This window comes from Bradyrhizobium sp. Kon10, assembly GCF_055807395.1.
In genome coordinates this window covers 51,433-66,209 of the sequence record NZ_JBVVOZ010000033.1, presented here as the reverse complement: position 1 = coordinate 66,209, position 14,777 = coordinate 51,433, and the positions used below count along the sequence as shown (strand labels likewise).

General features: G+C 64.4%; 14 protein-coding genes. 10 read left to right on the top strand and 4 right to left on the bottom strand.

Features of this window, described 5'->3' with window-relative positions; all coding sequences use genetic code 11:
- Positions 1-309: 309 nt before the first annotated feature.
- Positions 310-1,566, bottom strand: coding sequence for an ROK family protein (locus AC0L2O_RS30550; RefSeq protein ID WP_369721817.1), 1,257 nt, complete (start codon positions 1,564-1,566; stop codon positions 310-312).
- A 226-nt stretch (positions 1,567-1,792) separates the two neighbouring features.
- On the opposite strand from AC0L2O_RS30550, the gene AC0L2O_RS30545 reads away from it, so the two are divergent.
- The 7 genes from AC0L2O_RS30545 (at position 1,793) to AC0L2O_RS30515 (ending at position 8,859) form a co-directional block, all read left to right on the top strand.
- A complete protein-coding gene (locus AC0L2O_RS30545; protein WP_369721818.1) occupies positions 1,793-2,758 on the top strand; it encodes a sugar-binding protein in 966 nt (321 codons plus the stop codon).
- A 60-nt stretch (positions 2,759-2,818) separates the two neighbouring features.
- Complete coding sequence (locus AC0L2O_RS30540) at positions 2,819-4,345, top strand: sugar ABC transporter ATP-binding protein (protein WP_473372357.1); 1,527 nt, start codon at positions 2,819-2,821, stop codon at positions 4,343-4,345.
- A complete protein-coding gene (locus AC0L2O_RS30535) occupies positions 4,342-5,409 on the top strand; it encodes an ABC transporter permease (protein ID WP_369721820.1) in 1,068 nt (355 codons plus the stop codon). Before AC0L2O_RS30540 ends, AC0L2O_RS30535 begins: the two co-directional genes overlap by 4 nt.
- 148 nt (positions 5,410-5,557) lie before the next feature.
- Positions 5,558-6,409, top strand: a complete 852-nt coding sequence (locus AC0L2O_RS30530) for an SDR family oxidoreductase (RefSeq protein ID WP_473372356.1) — start codon at positions 5,558-5,560, stop codon at positions 6,407-6,409.
- Between the two features lie 12 nt (positions 6,410-6,421).
- Positions 6,422-6,580, top strand: a complete 159-nt coding sequence (locus AC0L2O_RS30525; protein WP_473372355.1) for a hypothetical protein — start codon at positions 6,422-6,424, stop codon at positions 6,578-6,580.
- 39 nt (positions 6,581-6,619) lie between these two features.
- A complete protein-coding gene (locus AC0L2O_RS30520; RefSeq protein ID WP_473372354.1) occupies positions 6,620-6,910 on the top strand; it encodes a DUF1330 domain-containing protein in 291 nt (96 codons plus the stop codon).
- A gap of 239 nt (positions 6,911-7,149) precedes the next feature.
- On the top strand, positions 7,150-8,859 hold the full coding sequence (locus AC0L2O_RS30515; protein WP_473372353.1) for a sulfatase-like hydrolase/transferase: 1,710 nt from the start codon (positions 7,150-7,152) through the stop codon (positions 8,857-8,859).
- A 53-nt stretch (positions 8,860-8,912) separates the two neighbouring features.
- On the opposite strand, the gene AC0L2O_RS30510 is transcribed toward AC0L2O_RS30515, so the two are convergent.
- On the bottom strand, positions 8,913-9,068 hold the full coding sequence (locus AC0L2O_RS30510; RefSeq protein ID WP_473372352.1) for a hypothetical protein: 156 nt from the start codon (positions 9,066-9,068) through the stop codon (positions 8,913-8,915).
- Between the two features lie 41 nt (positions 9,069-9,109).
- Between AC0L2O_RS30510 and AC0L2O_RS30505 the strand changes: the two genes are divergently transcribed.
- The 3 genes from AC0L2O_RS30505 to AC0L2O_RS30495 are packed head-to-tail and all read left to right on the top strand — an operon-like array spanning position 9,110 to position 12,226.
- Positions 9,110-10,276: a COG1470 family protein gene (locus AC0L2O_RS30505; RefSeq protein WP_369721825.1), complete on the top strand. Its 1,167-nt coding sequence runs from the start codon at positions 9,110-9,112 to the stop codon at positions 10,274-10,276.
- Positions 10,273-11,274, top strand: coding sequence for an ABC transporter ATP-binding protein (locus AC0L2O_RS30500; RefSeq protein ID WP_473372351.1), 1,002 nt, complete (start codon positions 10,273-10,275; stop codon positions 11,272-11,274). The genes AC0L2O_RS30505 and AC0L2O_RS30500 overlap by 4 nt, the downstream gene beginning before the upstream one ends.
- The gene (locus tag AC0L2O_RS30495) at positions 11,264-12,226 is read left to right on the top strand and encodes an ABC transporter permease (protein ID WP_369721827.1); all 963 of its coding nucleotides are present in this window, start codon (positions 11,264-11,266) and stop codon (positions 12,224-12,226) included. Before AC0L2O_RS30500 ends, AC0L2O_RS30495 begins: the two co-directional genes overlap by 11 nt.
- 89 nt (positions 12,227-12,315) lie before the next feature.
- Here the strand turns inward: AC0L2O_RS30495 and AC0L2O_RS30490 are convergent, their stop codons facing one another.
- A complete protein-coding gene (locus AC0L2O_RS30490; protein ID WP_409192393.1) occupies positions 12,316-13,875 on the bottom strand; it encodes a glycine betaine ABC transporter substrate-binding protein in 1,560 nt (519 codons plus the stop codon).
- Positions 13,872-14,654 carry an ATP-binding cassette domain-containing protein gene (locus AC0L2O_RS30485; protein WP_473372350.1) on the bottom strand — a complete coding sequence of 261 codons (783 nt, stop codon included), beginning with the start codon at positions 14,652-14,654 and terminating at the stop codon, positions 13,872-13,874. The genes AC0L2O_RS30490 and AC0L2O_RS30485 overlap by 4 nt, the downstream gene beginning before the upstream one ends.
- Positions 14,655-14,777 lie beyond the last annotated feature (123 nt).

The window sequence follows — 14,777 nt, the reverse complement described above, 5'->3', positions numbered from 1 at the left end:
GAGACGCCGATCGACTTCAGCTCTTTGGCAAAGGACGGCGAGGTGCTCAGGGCAAGCGCCATCGCGGCGCCGGCGAGCGTGATCGTCTTCAACATTGGCTTCCTCCCTGGTCTATCTTCAATCCGGCACGGCAGACCAGTTGCCGTAACGGAATCTCGCGTCATCAAACCTGTGCGCGCTTCATTTTCAAGTGCCGCAAGCCTGCTCGGCCAGCCGATACCGTCGCGTGCGACCGCGCCGAGGACCGCCAAACCCTTGATCCCATATTGCCAGACATCGCATGCCCCGATCAAGACGTGGCAGCGGTGTTCACTCGCTCCCTTCCATGTGGTTGCGGTCCACAACCCGCAACGTCTGTCGCACCATGCCGTCGACAATGGCCGCCGACTCGCTTGGTCGCAGATGAATCGCCGTGGACTTGAGCAGCGATGGCAACACCGCTTGCTCGAGCCGCTCCTCATAAGCGCGGCGCATCATGTCAAATGATTGAAGGCCGGGTCCCGCCAGGATGACGTGATGTGGGCGCAGCACCGATATCGTCGCCGCGACCGCCTCGGCAAGTGCGCGGCCTGCCTGCTGGAACAGGTGCTCGAGGCGCGGATCGCCGTCCAGCGTCCGCTCGCGCAGCAGAGCCATCTGCGCTTCGGACGGCTGTTGCGAGTCCGCAGGCGGCAGGTCGAGAAACGTGCGGGCGTCGCGGTAGAGCGCATAATCGGCAAGATAGGCCTCGATGCAGCCGCGCTGCCCGCAGCGGCATTGCGGACCGTCCGGCGCCAATTTGACATGGCCGAGCTCGCTGCCGGCGCCCCAGCGCGCTTCACCGTCGACGACGACACCCATTCCGATGCCGTGACCGACCATGATGGTGGCGGAGAGGCCCTGGGCCAATGCCGGTTCGGCGGCTGTGAGCGTGAGCGCAACGGCGACGGCGTCGTTCGCCATCACGACGTCGACGCCGAACGCCCGACGTAGCGGCGTTGCCAGATCGACGTCGGTGATCGACAGTGCCGGACTCCAGAGGGTCCAGCCGGTGTCGACGTTGACGATGCCCTGCAGCGCAAGCCCAATTCCCAACAGCTGACGGCGTGGCGTCGCCGTCGCGTCGAGCATCGCATTGATCTGCCCGATCACGAGATCGCGCAGTCCGCCTGCATCGAGAGCGCGCGTCGGCAGCGCAAGGCGCGACTGCGCCAGGCCGGAGCCCCTGAAATCCGCGATCAGCGTCTCGATCAGGTTCATGCGGACGGAGACCGCGACGATGCGTCCAAAGTCAGGGTTCAGGGTCAGCAGCACGGCCGGCCGGCCACGGCGTCGGCCATTCAGCCCGTCCGCATCCTCTTCGTCGGGATCGTCGGACCATGAGGTTGCCGCTGTCTCGGTCTCGCACAGCAACTCTTCCGCGATCAGGCTCGACGTCAGGCCCGAAATGGTGGGGAAGCTTAGCCCTGTATTGCGGGCGAGTTCCACGCGCGGCAACGGCCCCAGGCGCCGCAAGACTTCGACCAGGCGGCCGCGGTTCGATCCGCGAGGCACGCTTGAAAAAGGTCTGGGCAGCTCAGTGGCCATGGTCCCTTTAATTCGGCAAAGTGAAATTAATCAACGCGTGCGCCGGTAGCAGGCTCGAAAAAACACAGCTACCAATCCGTATTTACTATTGTCTCGCCTCATGTACTATTTAGACTTGAAGAAGGCGCAGGTACATCCTGAATCCGGCAATTGTCTCTGTGACATTTCTTCGCGACGTAAATAAAAAAGGGCGCCAAGGGTGCCAAGGAAGCCAAGGGAGATGGACATGAACGGATCAATGAAGAAATTGATAGTGCCGCTGCTCGCGACCGCCGCTGCGTTCGCGCTTGCCACGGGTGCGGCGCAGGCCCAGCAGAAAAAGACCATCGCGCTCGTCACCAATGCCGCGGCCGATTTCTGGACCATAGCCGGCCGTGGGCTCGAGAAGGCTCAGAAGGAGCACCCGGAATACGACATCCAGTTGATCGTCACCAACGATGCGACCGCGGCCGGCCAGCGGCGCGAACTGGACGACCTGCTGGTGCGCGGCGTCGCCGGCATCTCCATCTCGGTCGACGATGCGCCGCACGCAACCGAAGAGCTCAACAAGGTCGCGTCCCAGACCGTGTTGATCACGACGGACAGCGACGCGCCGCAGAGCAAGCGTCTCGCCTATATCGGCACCGACAACGTCGCGGCCGGGCGGCAAGCAGGCGAGGAGTTCAAGAAGGCCTTGCCGAACGGCGGCAAGATTGCGCTATTCGTCGGCACGATGGATGCGGACAACGCCCGCGAGCGAGTGCAGGGTATCAAGGATGCGATCGCCGGCACCAAGATCGAGCTGGTCGACGTGTTCACGGACCAGGTGGACTCCGCCAAGGCCAAGGCGAACATGGAGAACGTGCTCGTCAAATATCCCGACATCGCACTGCTGTCCGGCCTTTGGAGCTATGAGACTCCGCTGATCTATGACGCGGTCAAGGCGGCGGGCAAGGCCGGCAAGGTGAAGATCGTCGGCTTCGACGAGGACCAGCGCACGCTGCGGGGAATTTCCGACGGCACGATCGAGTCGACGGTGGTGCAGCAGCCGTTCGAATTCGGCTATCTCTCCGCCACCAACATCATCAAGACGCTGAAGGGCGACAAGTCCTGGATTCCCGCTGACAGCAAGCTGATCGTGCCGACCCAGGTGATTAACAAGACCAACGTCGCGGAGTTCACCGCTCACATGAAGGAGCTGCTGAAGAAGTGAACCTCTGTACCTTTCGACGCCCGGCGAGCATGCCGTCGGGCGTCGGTTGGGAGGACGTGAATGGCGGAAATCCTGTTCGAACTCGCCGGGATCAGCAAGTCCTATCCCGGGGTGATGGCGCTCAACGATGTCAGCCTGCGCGTGTACCGTGGCGAAGTGTTGGGCCTGATCGGCGAGAACGGCGCCGGCAAGTCGACTTTGATGCGCGTGCTGGGCGGCGTGATCGCGCCAAGCGCGGGCGTGATCCGCATCGGCGGCGCTGACCATGCCGAATTGACGGTGAGCCAGGCGACGCAGACCGGCATCGCCTTCGTGCACCAGGAACTGAACCTGTTCGAGAATCTCGACGTCGCCGCCAACGTCTTCATCGGACGCGAGAAGCTCGTCGGCGGCCCGCTGAAGCTGGTGGACAGCACGCAGATGCGCGCGCGCGTGACGCCGCTGCTGCAGCGGCTGGGCGCCGATTTCACCCCTGACACGCTGGTCGACAATTTGTCCATCGCCCAACGTCAGATGGTGGAGATCGCCAAGGCGCTCTCGATCGACGCCCGCGTGATCATCATGGACGAGCCGACGTCGAGCCTGACGATTTCCGAGACCGAGCGTCTGCTGGAGGTGATTGCCGATCTGAAGGCGCACGGCATCGCAGTGATCTATATCTCCCACCGGCTCGGCGAGATCATGACCTGCGCCGATCGCGTCGTGGTGCTGCGCGACGGGCGCACGGTGGGAGAGCTGGCGCGAGACCAGCTCAGCCACGCCGCAATGATCCGGTTGATGATCGGCCGCGACCTCAAAGCGCTGCATACGCCGCCGAAACGGCCGCCGCAGCCGGGCGGCTGCGACATCGTCGGCCTCGTGACGTCGGCGTTCCCCGACCGGCAGATTGACCTTTCCGTGCGGCATGGCGAGATCCTCGGACTGGCAGGACTGGTGGGCGCTGGCCGTACCTCGCTGGCCCGCGCGGCTTTCGGTATCGATCCGGTGCTGGGAGGCGAGATCAGGATCGACAACGCGCCGGTCGATGTCGCGTCGCCCCGGGATGCGATCAGGCAAGGCATCTATCTGGTGCCGGAGGACCGCAAGAAAACCGGGCTCGTGCTGGAACTGCCTATCCGCGAGAATGTGACGCTGGCGAGCCTGCTGAATTACGCGCGGATGTGGCTGGTCAACGGCGCGTCCGAGCGTAAGGTGGCGAAGGAGCAGGTCAGGCGGCTCTCCATCAAGGTGCCGAGCGTCGATATGGAGGCCGTGACCCTCTCCGGCGGTAACCAGCAGAAAGTCGTGCTGGGCAAGTGGCTTTCCATGCAGCCCCGCGTGATGTTCTTCGATGAGCCGACCCGCGGCATCGATGTCGGTGCCAAGAGCGAGATCTACGCCCTAATGCGCGAACTCGCCGACCATGGCGTTGCGATCGTGATGATCTCCTCGGACATGGAGGAGGTCATCGGTGTCTCCGATCGGGTCGCGGTGATGCACGAAGGCAGCGTCAGCGGTGTGCTGGAGCGACCGCAATTCAGTGAATACAACGTGCTGCGGCTTGCGATCGGCCAGGCGCTGGAAACCGTGGAAGCCGCTGCCCCATGAACAAAAAAGAACTCGGCCTCGGCCTGCTGCTCGTGGTGATTTCCGTCATCACGGGCATGATCAATCCGGCCTTCCTGTCGGTGGTGAACCTGCTGAACATGGCCAATCTGATCGGCCTGTTCGGCGTGTTTGCGCTTGGCGAAGGGCTCGTGATCATCACCGGCGGCATCGACCTTTCGCTCGGCTCGATGTTCGCGCTGCTCGGTGTCGTTTTCGTCGACCTTCTGACGACATACCAGGTTCCCTGGCCCTTGGCGCTGCTGGCCGTGTTGCTGGGTGGACTGATGCTGGGGGCCGTTCAGGGGATCCTGATCACCCGGCTGAAAATGCAGCCCTTCATCGTGACGCTATGCGGGTTGCTGATCTATCGCGGCGCGGCCCGCTACTACACGACCGACTCGACGCGCGGCTTCGGCTACGGCGACGAGGCCGGGACCTTGAGCAGCATTGCCTCCGGCCATGTGGCAGGCATCCCGAACACCTTCATCCTCCTGATCATCCTTGCGCTGGTCCTCGGCGTGCTGCTGCACCGCTCGGTCTACGGACGCTGGCTTTATGCCGTCGGCAAGAACGAGGAGGCGGCGCGCTTCTCCGGCATCAACACCAACATGGTGATCGCAACTGCGTATATCATCAGTGGTGGGCTCGCCGGAGTTGCGACGGTCTTGTTCGTGTTCTACACGAACTCGGTGTCTCCGAGCTCCTTCGGCAATTTCTATGAGCTCTACGCGATCGCGGCTGCCGTGCTGGGCGGGTGCAGCCTGCGCGGCGGCGAGGGTTCAATTCTCGGTATCGTGCTGGGGACTGCGCTGCTGCAGGTGCTGCAGAACCTCGTGAACATCCTCGGCATCCCCAATTCGCTGAACTTCGCGGTGATGGGGACGGTGATTCTGATCGGCGTGTTGGCGGACCAGCAATTGCAGGAACGACGCCGGCGCAAGCTGGCGCTGGCCGGCCTCGCCCGCACGGCACCGAAATCGACGCCTGGACAAGGACAACAGGGCGCGTCAGCACCACCGCGCGGCGCGGATCCGTTGCCGGTGAGAACGGGCGACCAGGCATAAGGGATCCAGGCTCCAGTTAACACGAGGCCACTTCGTCGGCGACTGGCCCATGCACCGTGGGTCTCGTGTGCCCGGCAAGGCCGAACTGAGCGGGATTGTGCCACGCGCCTTCCTCCGACATGATGACGGGGATTATTGGGGGGAGACCATGCGATCTGTCGTCGTCACCGGCGCGTCCACCGGCATCGGCTGGGCCATTGCGAAATTCTTGATTGGACGCGGCTATCGCGTCTTCGGCAGCGTCCGCAAGCAGGCCGATGCCGATCGGCTCACCGGCGAATTCGGCGCCAATTTCACGCCGCTGCTGTTCGACGTCACCGACGAAGCCGCCGTGCTGGCCGCCGCGCGAACGGTGCGCGAGGCGCTGGGCGGCGAGACGCTGGCCGGCCTCGTCAACAATGCCGGCGTCGCAGTCGCTGGTCCCGTGCTCGAACTGTCGGCGGATGATTTCCGCCGCCAGATGGACATCAACGTCATCGGTCCCGTGATCGCGACGCAGGCGTTCGGGCCGCTGCTCGGTTCGGATCCGTTGCTGAGGGGACCAAAGGGCCGGATCGTGATGATCAGCTCGGTCGCCGGCAAGAACGGCAATCCGCTGTCGGCGCCTTACTGCACCTCCAAGCACGCTATCGAGGGCCTCTCGGAGAGCCTGCGCCGCGAGCTGATGCTGTTCGGCATCGATGTCATCATCGTCGCGCCCGGTGCGGTGAAGACGCCGATCTGGAGCAAAGCGGAGCAGATCGATCTGTCGGTCTACAAGAACTCGCCTTATTTGCCCGCGCTCAACAAGGTTATGGCCTTCATGATGAAGCTCGGCGAGACCGGCCTGCCGGCCGAGCGGATCGCGGAGATCGTGTTCGAAGCGCTCACGGCTGCGAAGCCCAAGATCCGCTACCAGATCACGCCGGATCCGATGCGCCATCTGATCGCGGCCACGCTGCCCAAGCGCGTGGTCGATCGCATCATCGCCAAGCGTCTCGGGCTACTGCCGCAGGGCTGAGCCATGGTGAGGATGAAACGGTTACCCGAGCTCGCGGCGGAGCTCGCCGAGCGGCAGGTCGGTGCGATCGTCACGATGGGCGGTAACGTGGCCGCGCTCGCGGCCAAGCGGGCAACCTCGGCCGTTCCGATCGTGTTTCTCACCGGGGACGCCGACGACGTCATCGAATAGACGCTGCCACAGGTTTTCGGTGGGTGGGGGGAGGTTGAAATGCCGGCTTATGTGATTTTCGACGTCGAAATCAGGGATTTGCAGCAGTACCAAAGTTTCATGTCGGGCGTGAAACCGGCGTTGGAGGCCGCAGGCGCCAGGTATCTGGCGCGAGGCGGGGCTCACAAGGTCTACGAGGGAGATTGGGAGCCCCGCAGGATTGTGCTCCTGGAATTCCCGTCCGTCGCGGCGTGGGAGGCCTTCTACGACGGCGCGACCTACCGGGCGCTCAAATCCATCCGGGATGCCTGCAGTTCTGCCCGCCTGGTCAGCGTCGAGGGCCTCGACTAGACGCCAAGTCTGTTTTGGCAGCGCGGCATCGCTTTGGCGAAGATGAGTTCGACGCGGAGGCCGCGCGCCCATCGGCCCCGCTAACAATAAGCCAACGTCGGGTCGCCGCGCGCGTTGCTTGTCTGTGACCGTTCCATTACAGTTTTATGACACGGCGCAGGCTTTCCGGCTGCGCCGAAAGCCGCAGGCCGGTTTAGACGGCTTGGCATCACCGCCGGACCAGCTGTTGCGTGTCGTCGATGGCGTCCGCGCCGAATCCAGGTCCTTCCGCCACCGCCGTTCTGGCGAGCGTTGCCGCGCTCGGAATCTGGCGTTTGCTCGCTGTCGCGGCGCCGCATCTTGCGGCCATTGCCCTGATGTACGAGACCGAGACCGATTTCGGCTCGCGTCTCTTGTTCGTGCTGGCCTGGAGCATCCTCAACTGCTTCTGGATCACGCTGCTGCGGCGGCCCGCGCTCTCGGGCGCGCTGTCGCTGACCATGGTGGTGGTGCTGGTGCTGCTGTCACGGCTCAAGCACGACGTCGTGCAGATGACGGTCAATTTCATCGACCTGATGATGATCGACCGCGACACGGTCGCGTTCCTGTTTGCGATTTTTCCGAACCTGCGCTGGTCGGTGATCGGGGCAGGTCTCGTCACGCTGCCGCTGATGTATGCGCTGTGGTGGCTCGATCCGTTCCGCATCCGCCGTCTGCCGGCACTCGCCTGTAAGCTCGCCTGCCTCGCCGCACTGGTTGGTTATTCGCTCTATCATCCCGATGAAGCCTGGCGCGGCTATTACGACGACGGCTATCTCTCGAAATTCTTCCGCTCCGGCGTCAGCGCAGTCTCCGACTTCGCGCAATACGGCTTCATGGAGTCGGCCGGCTCGACCAACGAACGGCTCAATATGCCGCTGGTCGATGCGTGCCATCCCGCGGGACGCCGGCCGAACATCATCATGATCCATGATGAATCCAGTTTCGACATCCGCGCCGCGCACGGCATCAAGGTGCCCGCTGGCTATGGCAGTCACTTCAAGTCCTTTGACGGAAAGCAGCGCACGTTCCTGGCGGAGAGCAACGGCGGTCCGAGCTGGTTCACCGAATACAACGTGCTCGCCGGCCTCTCATCGCGCTCGTTCGGCCGCTTCGCCTATTTCGTGACGCGCATCGCGTCCGGCCGCGTCGAGCGCGGCCTGCCGCTGGCGCTGCGCCGCTGCGGCTACGACACCATGTCGCTCTACCCCGCCTATGGCGGCTTCATGGGTGCGCGCAGCTTTCAGACGACGACCGGGATCGAGCGCTTCTTCGACTCGAAGGATCTCGGCGCCAAGGACGTCGAGCCTGATAGCTTCTTCTATGACAGGGCGCTCCGGCTGATGGGTGAGCGCAAGCCGAACAAGCCGCTGTTCACCTTCGTCTATCTTGGCGCCAATCATTTCCCCTGGGAGACGCGTTTTCGCCCCGACCTGATGCCGAACTGGCGCGCGCAAGGCAACGCTCCTTCGATCGACGAATATCTGCGACGGCAGGCCATGAGCGCCGAGCAATACAAGACCTTCATCGCCGGCCTGAAGAAGACCTTTCCAGGCGAACCCTTCCTGATCGTGCGCTATGGCGACCATCAGCCGGAATTCGCGCCGCAGATCCTCGAGCCCGGACTCGACGAAGGCGCGATCGGCAAAAAGCTCGACGATTACGATCCGCGTCTCTACGCGACCTATTACGCGATCGACGCCGTCAATTTCGAGCCGGTCAGAAGCGATGCCGTAATGGACACGATCGACGGTGCCTATCTGCCGCTGGTAATCCAGGAAGCCGCCGGCATTCCGCTCGATCCCTCCTTTGCCGAGCAGAAGGAGATCATGCTCCGCTGCAAAGGCCTGTTCTACGCCTGCAAGGATGGCGCCGAGGCGCGGCGGCTGAACCGGCTGCTCATCGACGCGGGCATGATCCACGGTCTCTAGCGCTTTTGCATCCGCCGTCTGATGTTTGCCAAAACATATCGTATTACGATATATTAATCTTTCGGGTCTCCCACGGTTTTCAAACTAAAGTCTGAGCCGAAAGTGCCCGCTATCACCGACTTGTAATTGGAACGGCGCTTCACCACCCAAACTTCGTCACGATTGCTCCCATCATTCGACGCATCGCCGCCCTGCTTTTTCGGCGACACGATGTCCGTCCCTGGCCCCCTTTCTTGCAGGAGTATCGTCCATGCGAGCGCTTGATGCTGCGCGTCTTGCATTTGCCCTCACGCTGGTCAGTCCCCTCGTCCATGCCGCCGAACCGTCGCATGAGATCAAGGGTCTGTATCTGATGACCGACTATCCGGCGATCACGGTGCGCCCCGGCACCACCACCAACGTTGCGTTGCGCTTGCAGGATTACGGGCTGTCGCCGGAGCGCTACCAGCTCTCGGTCGCAGGCGTTCCCAGCGGCTGGACCGCGACGCTGCTCGGCGGCGGACAGCCGGTCGGCGCGGCGATGCCGGCCCCTGATGGCAGCGTCGCATTGCAGCTCAGGCTCGATGTCCCCGCCGGCAACGATCTCAGCGCACACACGCTCACGGTCAAGGCCGAAGGGCAGGGCACCAACGCGGAGCTGCCGATCGCGGTGTCGCTTGCCAAGGAGCTGCCCGCCAAGCTCAGCGTGAAGTCCAGCCTACCCTCGCTGCGCGGCACTCCGAAATCCAACTTCGACTACACGCTCTCGATCAAGAACGATTCGGGCCGCAACCTCGTCGCCAGCTTCGCTGCGGAAGCGCCGGCCAATTTCGAGACCTCGTTCACCGAAGCCTACGGCACCCAGGAGCTGTCCTCGATCCCGATCGACGCCGGCCAGTCCAAGGACGTCAAGCTGAAGGTCCGTCCTCCGAGCACGATCGATGCCGGTCATTTCCCGGTCAAGGTCACCGTGAAGGCGGAGGACGCTTCGGCATCGACCGAGCTTGCGCTCGACGTGGTCGGCCAACCGCAACTCCAGATCTCCGGCCGCGACGGCCTGTTGAGTGCGCGTGCAGTGGCAGGGCGGCAGAGCTCGATTCCGATCGTCGTGACCAACACCGGCACGGCGCCGGCCGAGAACATCGCGCTCGCCGGGAGCGCGCCGACCGGATGGAAGGTGACGTTCGAGCCGGCGACGATCGAGCGCCTCGTCCCCGGCAAGGACAGCGAGGTCCAGGCACTGGTGACGCCGAGCGACAAGTCGCTGGCCGGTGACTACCAGGCCACGCTCCGCGCCACCTCGCGCGGCGAGAGCGCGTCCAGCCAGTTCCGCGTCACCGTCGGCACCTCGACGGCATGGGGAATGGCGGGCGCGGGCGTCATCGGGGTCGCGCTGCTGCTGATGCTGGGCGCCGTTGCGAGGTTCGGACGGCGATGAGCGATCAACAGAACGAAATCCCAACGACCGCCTCCAAAACGACTGCCTCGGATCCCGTCATCACCGCGCGCGGGCTGACGAGGCGCTACGGCAAGATCGAGGTCGTGGATGCCATCGACTTCGACATCGGTCGTGGCGAGGTGTTCGGCCTGCTCGGACCGAATGGCGCCGGCAAGACCACGACCATCCTGATGATGCTCGGCTTAACCGAGATCTCGTCCGGCGAGGTCAGCGTGCTCGGTTTCAATCCGGCTCGCGAGCCGCTGAAGGTCAAGCGGCGCGTCGGCTATCTGCCGGATGCGGTCGGCTTTTACGATCAGCTCACCGCGACTGAAAACCTGGCCTATACCGCCAAGCTGATGGGCCTGGCGCGCGTCCAGCGCGGGCGGCGGATCGAGGCGGCCTTGGCGCGGGTCGGCCTGGCCGAGGTCGCGTCGCGCCGCGTCGCCACCTTCTCGCGCGGCATGCGCCAGCGGCTGGGCCTTGCCGAGATCATCGTCAAGCGCGCCGAGATCGCGATCCTGGACGAGCCGACCTCCGGGCTCGATCCGCAGGCCACCCAGGAATTCCTCGCATTGATCGGGGAGTTGAAAGCCGAGGGCGTGACGGTGCTGCTGTCCTCCCACATGCTCGACCAGGTGCAGCGCATTTGCGATCGCGTTGCGCTGTTCCAGGCCGGCCGCATCGTGCTGATGGGCGCGGTGCCGGAGCTGGCGGTCAAGGTGCTCGGCGCCGGCTTCGTCGTGGAAGTCGAGGCCGAGGGGCTCGGCATCGCGCGGCGGCTCGCGATGATCCCCGGCGTGACCCAGGTCGAGACGCTTGCCGCCGATCGCTTCCGCATGACCGCGGAACGGGACGTGCGGCCGGACGCGGCGCGGGCCGTGGTCGCGGTCGATGGATCGCTGCGAAGATTGTCGGTCGACGAGCCGAGCCTGGAGGCGATCTATGCGCGGTATTTCCAGGCCCAGCCCACGGGGGACGTTCGTCATGCGGCGTGAGGGTTCACCGTTCCAGGGTCTGTCCACCGTCTTCGTCAAGGAGCTCGCGGATCACATCTCCAGCGTCCGCATGCTGATGCTGGAGCTGCTGATCGTGTTCACTGCGCTTGCCGCGCTCTACGAGGCGATCAACAGCCTGCGGCAGAACACCGCCGAAGATCCGTTCCTGCTGCTGCGTCTTTTCACCATCGACCAGGCGCCGCTGCCGTCCTTTGTTGCGATCCTCGGATTCCTCATTCCGCTGATGGCGATCGGCCTTGGCTTCGACGCCGTCAACAGCGAGCACAACCGGCGCACGCTGTCTCGTATCCTGGCGCAGCCGATCTATCGCGATGCGCTGCTGATGGGGAAATTTCTTGCAGCGCTCGCCACCATCGGCATCAGCCTCGCCGCCTTATGGCTCCTGGTGATCGGCCTCGGCCTGATCTTCCTCGGCGTGCCGCCGGGCGGGGAAGAGATCGCGCGCTCGCTGGTGTTTCTGGTGGTCGCGATCTTCTATGCGGGCGTCTGGCTGTCGCTGGCGATGCTTCTCTCGATCGTGTTCCGCTCGCCCGCGACCGCCGCGCTGGTCTCGCTCGGCATCTGGCTATTCCTGACCGTGCTGTGGCCGATGCTGGCCCCTGCGATCGCGCAGGCGATCGCACCGGTCGATCCGCGCTACGCAATGCTCGGCCTGAATGACCCCGCGACTGCGGTCTGGACCCAGGAACTGCTGCGGCTGTCGCCCAACGACCTGTTCGGCGAGGCGATGCTCGCGGTGCTGTCGCCGACGACGCGCACGCTCGGTCCGGTCTTCCTCGATCAGCTCCGCGGCGCCGTTATGGGCGCGCCGCTCCCGTTCGGCGAAAGCGTCATGATCGCATGGCCGCAGACCGTCGGCCTTATCGCGGGCACTATCGTGCTGTTTGCGTTCGGCTATGTGCTGTTCCAGCGGCAGGAGGTGCGAGCCTAAACTGATTGCGGTTTGCCCTCTCTTCCTCCAGAGACGGGCGAGAGAGGGTGGCCGGAGTTCCCCGCCGCGGCCACCCTCTCAACTCTCACCTATGGTCGCCCGATCTTCTCCCATAGCCATCTGGCAACCGCATCGGGCGAGGAGTTCGCGTCGTTGCCGGCGGCGCGCAAATTTGCTTCTCGCATCGTGGCGATGTCGATCTTGCCCAACAGCGGCTTCAGCGCGGCTTGCAATCGTTCGTCGCCGGCGCGTTTCGGTGCCAGCAACAGAATCGCATCGTAAGGCGGGATCGCCTGTTTGACATCGTCGAGCACGACGAGATCGTATTTCGCGATCAGTCCGTCGCTGGTATACCCCGCAATCACGTCGACCTCGCCGCTGGCGACCGCAGCATACATGAAGTCCGGCTGCATCTGCCGCTGCGCACGGAACTGAAGGCCGTAAGCTTTTTGCAGCCCCGCCCATTCCGGGCGCGAGAAGAATTCGTAGTCGCCGGCGATCGACAGCGTCGATGCATGGCCCGCGAGATCGGCGATGGTGCGGATGCCGAGCGCGTCAGCGCGCTTCTTCGGCATCACCAGCGCATAGGCGTTCTCGAAGCCGAGCTCTCCGAGCAGGGTGATGTGGTCCCTAGCAAGTGCCGTCTTCAACTCCGCCACCAGTTCCGCGCGTGGCTTGATGTCGGTGCGGTGCAACTGGTTGGCCCAGAGCGTGCCGGAGTAATCGACATAGAGGTCGATGTCGCCGGCCTTCAGTGCCCCGAAGATCACGCTGGAACCGAGGCCCGATCGCGCGCTGGCCGGAAGGCCGGCCGCCTGCAGGCGATCCCTGAGCAGCGCCGACAACACATATTGCTCGGCAAACGTCTTGGCGCCGACCACGTAGCCCGACGGCGAACGCCCCATGGTCGGCACCAGCGTCGCTGCGACAAGCGCGGCTATGCCGATCACGCCGACCCCCGCACGCAGACGGCTGCGGTGGCGCAGGCCGCTCTCGATTAGGCCGAGCAGTTGGTCGACGGCCAGCGCCAGCAGCGCAGACGCAACGCAGCCGAACAGCACGAACACCCAGTTTTGGGTTTGCAGCCCTGCGAAGATGTAGTTGCCGAGGCTGGTCTGCCCGATCGGTGTCGACAGTGTCGCAGTTCCGATCACCCACACCGCGGCGGTTCGGATGCCAGCCATTATCACCGGCAGGGCCAGCGGCAGCTCGACCATGACGAGCGACTGCCGCGCGGTCATGCCGACCCCCTCGGCGGCTTCGATCAGTGCGGGGTCGATGCCGTTAAGCCCGGTGATGCCGTTGCGCAGCACCGGCAGCATCGAATAAAGCGCGAGCGCCAGCATCGCCGGCAGGAAGCCGAACGCCGAGAAGGAGATGCCGAACCACGCCAGTGTCACGGACGCCGCAGCCAGCAGCAGCGGGTAGAACAGCGCGAGCAGCGCCAGTCCCGGCACGGTCTGCACGATGCTGGCGAGCGCGAGGAGGATACTTCGCGGTGCAGGTCGGTTGCGGGTGAGAATTGCCAGCGGCAGGCTGATGACCAGGCCGAGCGCAAGCGCGGCAAGGCTTACCCGCACGTGGTTGCCGAGATAATCGGGCAAATGCGACAGCGCCTCGCCCCAGCGTGGATCGGAGAAGAGGCTCATGCCGCACCGCTTTGCGGCAGCAGCGCATTCAGCCGCTCGACCTGGCGCCGCGGTGTCCGCAACAGCTCCAGCACATAGCTATCGCTGCTTTTCGAGAGCGCTGCCGGCGTGCCCTGTGCCAGCAGGTTTCCACCACGCATCACGGCGATACGATCGGCGAGCAGGATCGCCTCCGTCATGTCGTGCGTGATCATCACGGTGGTCAGTCCGAGTTTGCGATGCAAGCCGCGAAAGTCGTCGCCGAGTGCATCGCGGGTGAGGGGATCGAGTGCGCCGAACGGCTCGTCCATCAGCACGATGCGGGGGCGTGCCGCGAGCGCCCGCGCAACGCCGACGCGCTGGCGCTGACCGCCGGAGAGCGCATCGGGCAGGCGGTCGCGATGCGCGCTGCGATCGAGTTGCACGAGCTCGATCAACTCGTCGATCCGCGCAGCGATGGCGGCCGCCGGCTCGCCCAGCAGCTTCGGTGTGATCCCGATATTGTCGGCGACGCTGAGATGCGGGAACAGCCCGCCGCTCTGGAAGACGTACCCGATCCGGCGCCGGAGCGCGACCGGGTCGATGTTTTGGACGTCCTCGCCCTCGACCGTGATGGTGCCGCCATCGGCCTCGATCAGCCGGTTGGCAAGCCGCAGCAGCGTCGTCTTGCCCGAGCCCGAGCCGCCGACGACGGCCACGAACTCGCCCTCGGCAATGTCGAGCGATACGCCGTCCACCGCCTTGAGGCGGCCGAAGCTCTTGGTGACCTGTGCATAGCCAATCATCGGCCGGGAAGGCATCAGACGCGCGCTCGGTTTGCTCGCCCCCAGGGAAGGGCGAAGGGGATGACCAGACCATCCGTACCATGCTTGGCGGCTTGATTGAACTTGGCCGCGCGAGAGGCTAAGGCATCGACCTGGGAC

Excerpts from the sequence above, each read along its gene's own strand:
- AC0L2O_RS30535 (WP_369721820.1), top strand. The coding sequence starts at position 4,342 with ATGAACAAAAAAGAACTCGGCCTCGGCCTGCTGCTCGTGGTGATTTCC.
- AC0L2O_RS30500 (WP_473372351.1), top strand. The coding sequence starts at position 10,273 with ATGAGCGATCAACAGAACGAAATCCCAACGACCGCCTCCAAAACGACT.
- AC0L2O_RS30550 (WP_369721817.1), bottom strand. The coding sequence starts at position 1,566 with ATGGCCACTGAGCTGCCCAGACCTTTTTCAAGCGTGCCTCGCGGATCG.
- AC0L2O_RS30530 (WP_473372356.1), top strand. The coding sequence starts at position 5,558 with ATGCGATCTGTCGTCGTCACCGGCGCGTCCACCGGCATCGGCTGGGCC.
- AC0L2O_RS30485 (WP_473372350.1), bottom strand. The coding sequence starts at position 14,654 with ATGCCTTCCCGGCCGATGATTGGCTATGCACAGGTCACCAAGAGCTTC.
- AC0L2O_RS30515 (WP_473372353.1), top strand. The coding sequence starts at position 7,150 with ATGGCGTCCGCGCCGAATCCAGGTCCTTCCGCCACCGCCGTTCTGGCG.
- AC0L2O_RS30495 (WP_369721827.1), top strand. The coding sequence starts at position 11,264 with ATGCGGCGTGAGGGTTCACCGTTCCAGGGTCTGTCCACCGTCTTCGTC.
- AC0L2O_RS30490 (WP_409192393.1), bottom strand. The coding sequence starts at position 13,875 with ATGAGCCTCTTCTCCGATCCACGCTGGGGCGAGGCGCTGTCGCATTTG.
- AC0L2O_RS30505 (WP_369721825.1), top strand. The coding sequence starts at position 9,110 with ATGCGAGCGCTTGATGCTGCGCGTCTTGCATTTGCCCTCACGCTGGTC.
- AC0L2O_RS30545 (WP_369721818.1), top strand. The coding sequence starts at position 1,793 with ATGAACGGATCAATGAAGAAATTGATAGTGCCGCTGCTCGCGACCGCC.
- AC0L2O_RS30525 (WP_473372355.1), top strand. The coding sequence starts at position 6,422 with ATGAAACGGTTACCCGAGCTCGCGGCGGAGCTCGCCGAGCGGCAGGTC.
- AC0L2O_RS30540 (WP_473372357.1), top strand. The coding sequence starts at position 2,819 with ATGGCGGAAATCCTGTTCGAACTCGCCGGGATCAGCAAGTCCTATCCC.
- AC0L2O_RS30520 (WP_473372354.1), top strand. The coding sequence starts at position 6,620 with ATGCCGGCTTATGTGATTTTCGACGTCGAAATCAGGGATTTGCAGCAG.